This window comes from Phenylobacterium sp. (assembly GCF_030645195.1).
In the GTDB taxonomy this organism is placed as follows: domain Bacteria; phylum Pseudomonadota; class Alphaproteobacteria; order Caulobacterales; family Caulobacteraceae; genus Phenylobacterium.
The window spans coordinates 1-7,527 of the sequence record NZ_JAUSLW010000135.1; the positions used below are offsets into that span (position 1 = coordinate 1).

Consider the following 7,527-nt stretch of genomic DNA (forward strand, 5'->3'; position numbering starts at 1 on the left):
GGATTCGCCGACCAGGGCCGGCAGCAGGATGGCCGGGGTGATCTGGGCCGCGAAGCCCGGGGCGAACAGCTGGGCGAAGGACGCGACCAGGTAGCTGAGGCCGGCGGCCTGCATCAGCAGGCCCACGAGCCGGGGCAGGTAGCCCGAGCGGAAGATCAGGTAGCCGCTGAGCAGGCAGGCCGCGCCGAAGAAGATCAGGGTGATGTGGAAGGCGATGTCGTGGGCGGCGAGCGCCAGGCCCGCCAGGGCCTGGATCTGGCCGGGATCGAAGGCGCCGTCCGCGCGGTTGAGGATCGGGACCACCATCAGCAGGAACAGCTTGCTGACGCACTCCACGGCCAGGGAGACGAGATTGAACAGCAGGAACAGCAGGGAGAGGTTCCGGCTGACCGGCCGCAGCAGCAGGTACTCGATGCAGAGCTGCGCCACCGCGATCAGCGGCACGATGAGATTGCCCGCCAGGCTGAGGGTCCAGAGGGACGGGGCGGCGGTGATGTTGCGGGCCGTGGCCGCGGCGTCGCCCGAGACCACCAGGCTGCTCATGACGAACCCCTCGGAGAAGCCCCCGAACAGGATCACCAGCAGATAGATGGCGCCGGCCAGCCGGGCATAGAGGTTGGGATGGGTCTCGAGGGGGCGGGCGGTCATGGCATGGGTCTCTCGACAGGCTGGAGACGCCGATGGGTCCGGCTTTTCCATTTCATGTGTCAGAAATATCTGACGCATGGTCGAAGGTCAAGACGGGTGGGTTGAGTTGCGGTCCCTCCGCTCCCCACCAACAACCGTCATCCCGGGCGACCCGCAGGGGAGACCCGGGACCCAGGGGGATTGATCGCGGCCCCTGGGTCCCGGCTCTCCGCTTCGCTGCGGCCGGGATGACGTGAGGGGCCAAGCGGATAAGGCTATTGACTGACCCCGAAAGCTAGACCTTGGCCCCCGCGCGACTGGCGCCGAGCCTAGACCTGGCCGAGATAGACCCGCTGCGCCCGCGGGCTGAGGCGGACCAGGCATTCGTGGGCCACGGTGCCGGCGGCGGCGGCGAGGTCGTCGATGTGGGCGTTGGGGCCCATGAGTTCGACCATGTCGCCCAGGCCGGCGGGGGTGTCGCCGATCTCCACCAGGATCAGGTCCATGGTGACGATGAGGAAGGGGCGCGGGGCGCCGGCGTACCAGCCGTGGCCGGCGGCCTTGGCGGCGCGGACCAGGCCGTCGGCATAGCCCGCAGCCACCACCGCCACCCGGGTGGGGCGGTCGACGACGCGGCGGTCGCCGTAGCCGACGGTCTCGCCGGCCTCGATGTTGCGGATGTCGAGGATGGGGGCCTCCAGGGTGGCCACCGCCTTCAGGCGCGGGTCGGGACGCTCCTCGGGGCCGCCGCCATAGAGGCTGACCCCGGGGCGGACCATCTCGAAGCGGTAATCCTCGCCGAGGAAGACGCCAGCCGAGGCGGCGAGACTGGCGCGGGCGTCGGGGAACAGCTTGCGGACGGCGGCGAAGCGTTCGAGCTGGCGGGCGTTGCGCGGGCTTTGGGGTTCGGGCGCCGAGCCCAGGTGGCTCATCACCAGGCCGACCTCGAGATTGGCCAGCCGGTCGCGGGATTGGGCGAGCGCCACGGCCTGGTCCGGGGTGATCCCCTGGCGGTTCATGCCGGTGTCGATGTGCAGGGCCACGGCCAGGGGGCGGCCCAGGCCCGAGGCGAAGCTGCCGGCGGCCTCGATCTGCGGCACGCTGGTCAGCGACGGCGTCAGGTCGGCGGCCAGCAGGCGCGGGGCCGTGCCGCTGGTCATGCCGTCCAGGACATAGATGACAGCCGGGCGGTCGGGACCCAGGGCCGCGCGCAGGGCCTCGCCCTCGGTGAGGCGGGCGACGAAGAAGCTGCGGGCGCCTTCCGCCCACAGCCGGCGGCCGATCGGGCTGGCCCCGAGGCCATAGCCGTCCCCCTTGACCACCGGGGCGGCCTCCGCGCCGGGGGCCTGGGCGCGCAGGACGGCGTAGTTGTGGGCCAGGGCGTCGAGATCGATCGTCAGACGCGCGGAGGAGGGGAGAGCCATTGGCGCTCCCTTAGAGCGTGACAGGGCCAAGGGAAAGGCTCAGTCGCGCTGCTGCTGGTCGTAGCGGCTGTGGTCGCGGGCCAGGTTGCCGAACTTGGTGAGGTCGGAGTTGAAGGACAGCTTCACCGTGCCGATGGGGCCGTGACGCTGCTTGCCGATGATCACCTCGGCCAGGCCGGCCACCTGGTCCATCTGGTCCTGCCAGGTGAGGTGTTCGGGGGTGCCTTCCCGGGGCTCTGTGCGGGAGAGGTAGTACTCCTCCCGGTAGATGAACATCACGCAGTCGGCGTCCTGCTCGATGGAGCCCGATTCCCGCAGGTCGGAGAGCTGGGGCTTCTTGTCCTCGCGGTTCTCCACCTGGCGGGAGAGCTGGGCCAGAGCGATGACCGGGACGGAGAGCTCCTTGGCCAGGGTCTTGAGCCCCTGGGTGATGGCGCTGACCTCCTGCACCCTGTTGTCCACCTTGCTGCCCGGTCCGATGGTGACGAGCTGTAGGTAGTCCACCACGATCAGGTCCAACCCCACCATGCGCTTCAGGCGTCGGGCGCGGGCGGCCAGCTTGGCCATGGTGATGCCGCCGGTGTCGTCGATATAGAGCGGAGCGTCCTGGATCTCGAGGGCGGCGTCGCGCACCCGGCCGAACTCCACGGCGTCGATCTCGCCCTTGCGCAGGCGGTCGCCGGACACCCCGGAGACGTCGGCCAGCATACGCATGGCCAACTGGTCGGCGGACATTTCGAGCTGGAAGAAGGCCACCACCCCGCCGCTGACGGTCTTCTTGGTGCCGTCCGGCTGCGGCTCCCAGGCGTAGTTGCGCGCCACGTGGAAGGCGATGTTCACGGCGAGCGCGCTCTTGCCCATGGAGGGGCGGGCCGCCAGGATCAGCAGGTCGGAGGGGTGCAGCCCCCCCAGCTTCTGGTCCAGGTCGATGAGGCCGGTGGAGAGGCCGGCCAGGCCGCCCTCGCGGCTGTGGGCCTCGGCGGCCATGGTGACGGCGCCGTGCAGGGCTTCCGACAGGGGCACGAAGCCCTGGCTCTGGCCGCCGCTCTCGGCCAGGGCGTAGAGCTGCTGTTCGGCCGCTTCGATCTGGTCGCGGGCCGAAAGGTCGTCCTCCGGCGCGGTGGCCGCCTGGGCGATGTCGCCGCCGATGCGGATCAGGTCTCGGCGCAGGGCCAGGTCGTAGATGACGCGGGAATAGTCCGGCGCGTTGGCGCCCGGCGGGGCGCGGTCCACCAGGTCGGCCAGGTAGCGGATGCCGCCCAGCTCCTCGAAGGCCGGGTCGCGGCTGAATTGCTCGGCCAGCAGGATGGGCTCGGCCAGCTGGCCCTTGCGGACGTGGGTCTCGATGGCGGCGTAGAGCCGGGCGTGGAAGGGCTCGTAGAAGTGCCGGGCCTGCAGATAGTCGCCGATCCGCTCGAAGGTGGCGTTGTCGTAGAGGACCGCGCCCAGCAGGGCCTGTTCGGCCTCGATATTGGCCGGGGCGTGGGGGATCGACGTGTCGTTGTGGGCGGGGCGAAGGTCGAGCGCGGGAACGAGGGCCATGGGTTACTGATAGCTTAACGGGGAGGCCGGAACAGTGCGGCCAGACGCCCTACTCACAGGTTCGGGCCGGGCCTGTGGATGACCTCACTTTGGGTAAGCTGAAAGTCTAGCAGAACTGGAACAAAAGGAAAACGGCGCGGAACCGGGGTTCCGCGCCGCTCCGTCTCAGAGGTCGGCGGGTCCTACCACTTGTAGGACAGGCGGCCGTAGACGAACCGCCCGCCGAAGCCGAAGGGCGAGAAGGACGAGAAGGGCGCCGCGCCCGAGGTGTTGAGGTTTGGCGCGATCTGCAGCGGGTAGCCGTCGAAGAGGTTGTCGGCGCCCACCGAGACCGTCACGCCTGCCGGGAAGGTGTAGCGGCCCTCCAGGTCGACGATGCCCTGGGAGCCGGTGTTGCTGTCGCCGCTGCCGTTGGCCAGGGTGCCCGGGGACAGGACATCGCCATAGAAGGTGGTGCGCAGGGTGGCGCCCCAGCCCTCCTTCTTCCAGTCGCCCTGCAGGGTCAGCTTGTGCTTGGGCGCGCCGTCCTCGAACCGCAGCGTCGCCTGGCGGGCGAACAGCGAGACCGGGGTCGGCAGGATGGTGGCCGAGGTGGTGGGGGTCTTGGTGACGCTGAAGTCGTTGACGTTGCCCGCGGCGGTCAAGTCGAAGGTCCCGGCCTGATCGTCGACGATCTTGTAGTGGGCGACGATGTCCACGCCCTTGGTGTCGGTGTCCACGCCGTTGATGAAGAAGCGCGCGGCCGAGGCGCCGTAGGGCGACAGCAGGTCATAGATGATCCGGGCGTTGGTCCCGGGGGCCGCGGTGGCGCTGCCGGTCAGGGTCTCCGACAGGACGATGCGGTCCTTCACCTTGATCTGATAGGCGTCGACCGTCAGCTCGAAGGCGCCCTTCCGGAAGACGAAGCCCAGGGCGTAGTTGTCCGAGGTCTCCGGTTCCAGGGGCTTGCCCCCCAGGGCGCGGCCCACCGGGCTGACCGAGGGATAGGTGCCGGTCTCGAAGGGCACGCCGTTGATGTAGAGGATCGAGGTGGCGGTGTAGTACTGCTGCTGCAGGGCCGGGGCCCGGAAGCCGGTGGAGACCGAGCCACGGATCGCGAATTCCGGCGTGAAGTCGTAGCGGGCCGAGAGCTTGCCCGTCGTGTTGCCGCCGAAGTCCGAATAGTCCTCGTAGCGCACGGCCGCCGAGGCCGAGAGCTTCTCGGTGAGGTTGCCTTCCAGATCCAGATAGACCCCGACGGCGTCGCGATCGACGTCGACGATATTGGACGGGGTGAAGCCGGTGAAACCGCGCGATCCCAGGGCCAGCGTCGTGAAGGGCCCGCGGATGTAGGAGCCGGGTTCGCCGGGGTTGATCCTGTAATTCTCGCGGCGGGCCTCAAGGCCGAAGGCGACGTTCAGCGGCTTCACCAGCCCGACCTCGACCTCGCGGCTGAAGTCGGCGCCGAAGACGGTCTGGTCATAGGTCAGGCCGCCGGCCTGGAACGAGGTGGGCGACGTCGGACCCAGCGACGGGTTGAGGGTGTGCTGGACGCCGAAGTCGATGTCGTTCTTGCCGTAGACCAGGTTCACATCGACGTTGAAGCCCGCCCATTCTCCCTTGATGCCGACGCCGGCGCTGTTGTCCTCGGTGTCGGTGGTGATCAGCGGCAGGTAGCCGTTGGGATAGACCGCGGGGATGTTCTGGGTGGCGTCGGTGGGCAGGCGGTAGGTGGCTGCCGACGAGGCGTCGCGGTGCTCGTAGCCGTACCAGCCGTAGAGGGTCCAGGTGTCCCCCAGCGGCTTGCCGGCGTTGGCGTAGAAGGACAGGTCGTCGGCGTCCCCGTCGCCGAAGCGCGAGGTGACGCGGACCGGGGTGACGCGCGGATCGACGTCGCTGCGGTTGGTGTTCTGGCGCGTGCGATATTCCGCCGACAGGGTCAGGAAGCCGTCGCCCAGCAGGCTCAGGCCCTGCCAGCCGGAGACCGTGGTGGTCTGGCCGTCGGTGAGGTCGCGCTTGCCGCCGTAGAAGCCGTCGAAGCTGGTGACGTATTCGCCGGTGGTGACGGTCAGGCCGCCGCCACTGCTGGCTTCGCGCAGGCGCATGTTGATGACCCCGGCGATGGCGTCGGAGCCGTACTGGGCCGAGGCGCCGTCCCGCAGAACCTCGATGCGCTCGATCGCCGTGGAGGGGATGGCGTTGAGGTCGACGGCGGCCGAGCCGCGGCCCACCGAGCCATTGGTGTTCACCAGGGCCGTGGCGTGGCGGCGCGTGCCGTTCACCAGGACCAGGGTCTGGTCGGGGCCCTGGCCGCGCAGGGTGGCCGGGCGGATGGTGTCGGTGCCGTCGGTGTTGGACGGCCGCGGGAAGTTGATGGAGGGCACCGTGGTGGCCAAGGCCGTGGCGAGCTCGGTGGTTCCGCGCTGCTGCAGGGTCTCGGTGGTGATGACGTCGACGGGGGCCAGGGTCTCAAGCCGGGTGCGGCCCACCGCGCGGGTGCCGGTGACGACGAATTCCTCGACCTCGGTCTGGGTCTTGGGGGCGGTCTGGGCGGCGGCGACGCCGGTCCAGAGGCTGACGGCCGACGCCGTGGTGATCAAGAGTGTACGGTAGCGCATATTATCCCCTCTGCTCCGGGAGACCCGAAGCTCTAGCTTGGCCCTTGTAACTGTCTAGCTAGGGGGCGCCGCTGCCCGTGAAAATGACATTTCTGCAACGGCGGGCATGAAAACGGCGCGGAACCAGGGGTTCCGCGCCGTCATCAATGTCGACAAGTCAGATTCGAAGATCAGCTCTCGACGTAGTCGCCTTCGTGCGAACCGGCGCCGCCGGCCAGCATGTCCTGGGCGGCTTCCTCGGCCGCGACGCGATCTTCCTCGAACTGAGCGTTGATCACGTCCTCGCCGCGGGCTTGGCGCTCGGCCTCGTCCTGGCTGCGGGCGATGTTGAGGGTCACCGTCACGACGACTTCGGCGTGCAGGACGACCTTCACCGGGTGGAGACCCAGGGTCTTGATCGGCTTGTCCAGCGCCACCATCGCGCGTTCCAGCTTACCGCCGGCCGCGTTGACGATGTCGGCCACGTCACGGCCGGAGACCGAACCGTAGAGCTGGCCGCTTTCGCCCGCCTGACGGATCAGGATGTAGGACGTGCCGTCCAGACCTTCGCCGGTCTTGGCGGCCTGTTCCTTGGCCTTCTGGTTGCGGGCCTCGATGTCGGCGCGCTGGGCCTCGAAGACCTTGACGTTGGACGCATTGGCGCGGAGCGCCTTGTTGCGCGGAAGCAGGAAGTTGCGCGCGTAGCCGTCCTTTACGGTGACCACATCGCCCAGGGCGCCCTTGCCTTCGACGCGTTCGAGCAGAATGACTTTCATGTGCCTGTCTCCCTACTTCACGACGTAGGGGAGGAGGGCCAGGAAGCGGGCGCGCTTGATGGCCTTGGCCAGTTCACGTTGCTTCTTGGCCGACACCGCGGTGATGCGCGAGGGCACGATCTTGCCGCGTTCGGAGACGTAGCGCTGCAGCAGCTTCACGTCCTTGTAGTCGATCTTCGGCGCGCCGGCGCCCGAGAACGGGCAGACCTTGCGGCGACGGAAGAAGGGGCGGCGCTGGCCACCGGCGGCAGGCGCGCCGGCGGTGGTGGCTTCGGAGGTTTCGTCGGTCATGTGATGATCCTCCCTTTCTTAGGCTTGGAAGCTGTCTTCGCGGCGCGGTTCGCGCTCACGATCACGGTCGCGACGGGCCAGGACCGGCGAGAGCTCGAGGTCGAGCTCCTCGACGCGGACCGTCAGGTGGCGCAGCACGTCTTCATTGAGAGACAGCTGGCGCTCCATTTCCTTCACCGCCGGCGCCGGGGCGTCGATGGAGATCAGGGAATAGTGGCCCTTGCGGTTCTTCTTGATGCGATAGGTCAGGTTGCGAAGGCCCCAGTACTCGATCTTCGCGACCACGCCGCC

At 68.7% G+C, this 7,527-nt stretch carries 7 protein-coding genes; all 7 read right to left on the reverse strand.

Annotated features, from left to right (window positions below):
- The coding region (locus tag Q7T09_RS11440; protein WP_304699785.1) for a DUF4386 domain-containing protein at positions 1-648 on the reverse strand (648 nt) is incomplete at its 3' end.
- A gap of 308 nt (positions 649-956) precedes the next feature.
- Positions 957-2,051, reverse strand: a complete 1,095-nt coding sequence (gene alr, locus Q7T09_RS11445) for an alanine racemase (protein WP_304699786.1) — start codon at positions 2,049-2,051, stop codon at positions 957-959.
- 39 nt (positions 2,052-2,090) lie between these two features.
- Positions 2,091-3,593, reverse strand: a complete 1,503-nt coding sequence (locus Q7T09_RS11450) for a replicative DNA helicase (protein ID WP_304699787.1) — start codon at positions 3,591-3,593, stop codon at positions 2,091-2,093.
- Positions 3,594-3,775: 182 nt separating this feature from the next.
- Entirely contained in the window at positions 3,776-6,190 is a 2,415-nt protein-coding gene (locus Q7T09_RS11455) for a TonB-dependent siderophore receptor (protein ID WP_304699788.1), read from the reverse strand.
- Between the two features lie 170 nt (positions 6,191-6,360).
- Complete coding sequence (rplI, locus tag Q7T09_RS11460; RefSeq protein WP_304699789.1) at positions 6,361-6,945, reverse strand: 50S ribosomal protein L9; 585 nt, start codon at positions 6,943-6,945, stop codon at positions 6,361-6,363.
- A gap of 12 nt (positions 6,946-6,957) precedes the next feature.
- Positions 6,958-7,236, reverse strand: coding sequence for a 30S ribosomal protein S18 (rpsR, locus tag Q7T09_RS11465; RefSeq protein ID WP_215340908.1), 279 nt, complete (start codon positions 7,234-7,236; stop codon positions 6,958-6,960).
- An 18-nt stretch (positions 7,237-7,254) separates the two neighbouring features.
- The coding region (gene rpsF, locus Q7T09_RS11470; protein WP_304699791.1) for a 30S ribosomal protein S6 at positions 7,255-7,527 on the reverse strand (273 nt) is incomplete at its 5' end.

What these genes read in the sequence shown, in the direction of transcription:
- alr (WP_304699786.1), bottom strand. Translation starts at nt 2,051, where the DNA reads ATGGCTCTCCCCTCCTCCGCGCGTCTGACGATCGATCTCGACGCCCTG.
- Q7T09_RS11450 (WP_304699787.1), bottom strand. Translation starts at nt 3,593, where the DNA reads ATGGCCCTCGTTCCCGCGCTCGACCTTCGCCCCGCCCACAACGACACG.
- Q7T09_RS11455 (WP_304699788.1), bottom strand. Translation starts at nt 6,190, where the DNA reads ATGCGCTACCGTACACTCTTGATCACCACGGCGTCGGCCGTCAGCCTC.
- rplI (WP_304699789.1), bottom strand. Translation starts at nt 6,945, where the DNA reads ATGAAAGTCATTCTGCTCGAACGCGTCGAAGGCAAGGGCGCCCTGGGC.
- rpsR (WP_215340908.1), bottom strand. Translation starts at nt 7,236, where the DNA reads ATGACCGACGAAACCTCCGAAGCCACCACCGCCGGCGCGCCTGCCGCC.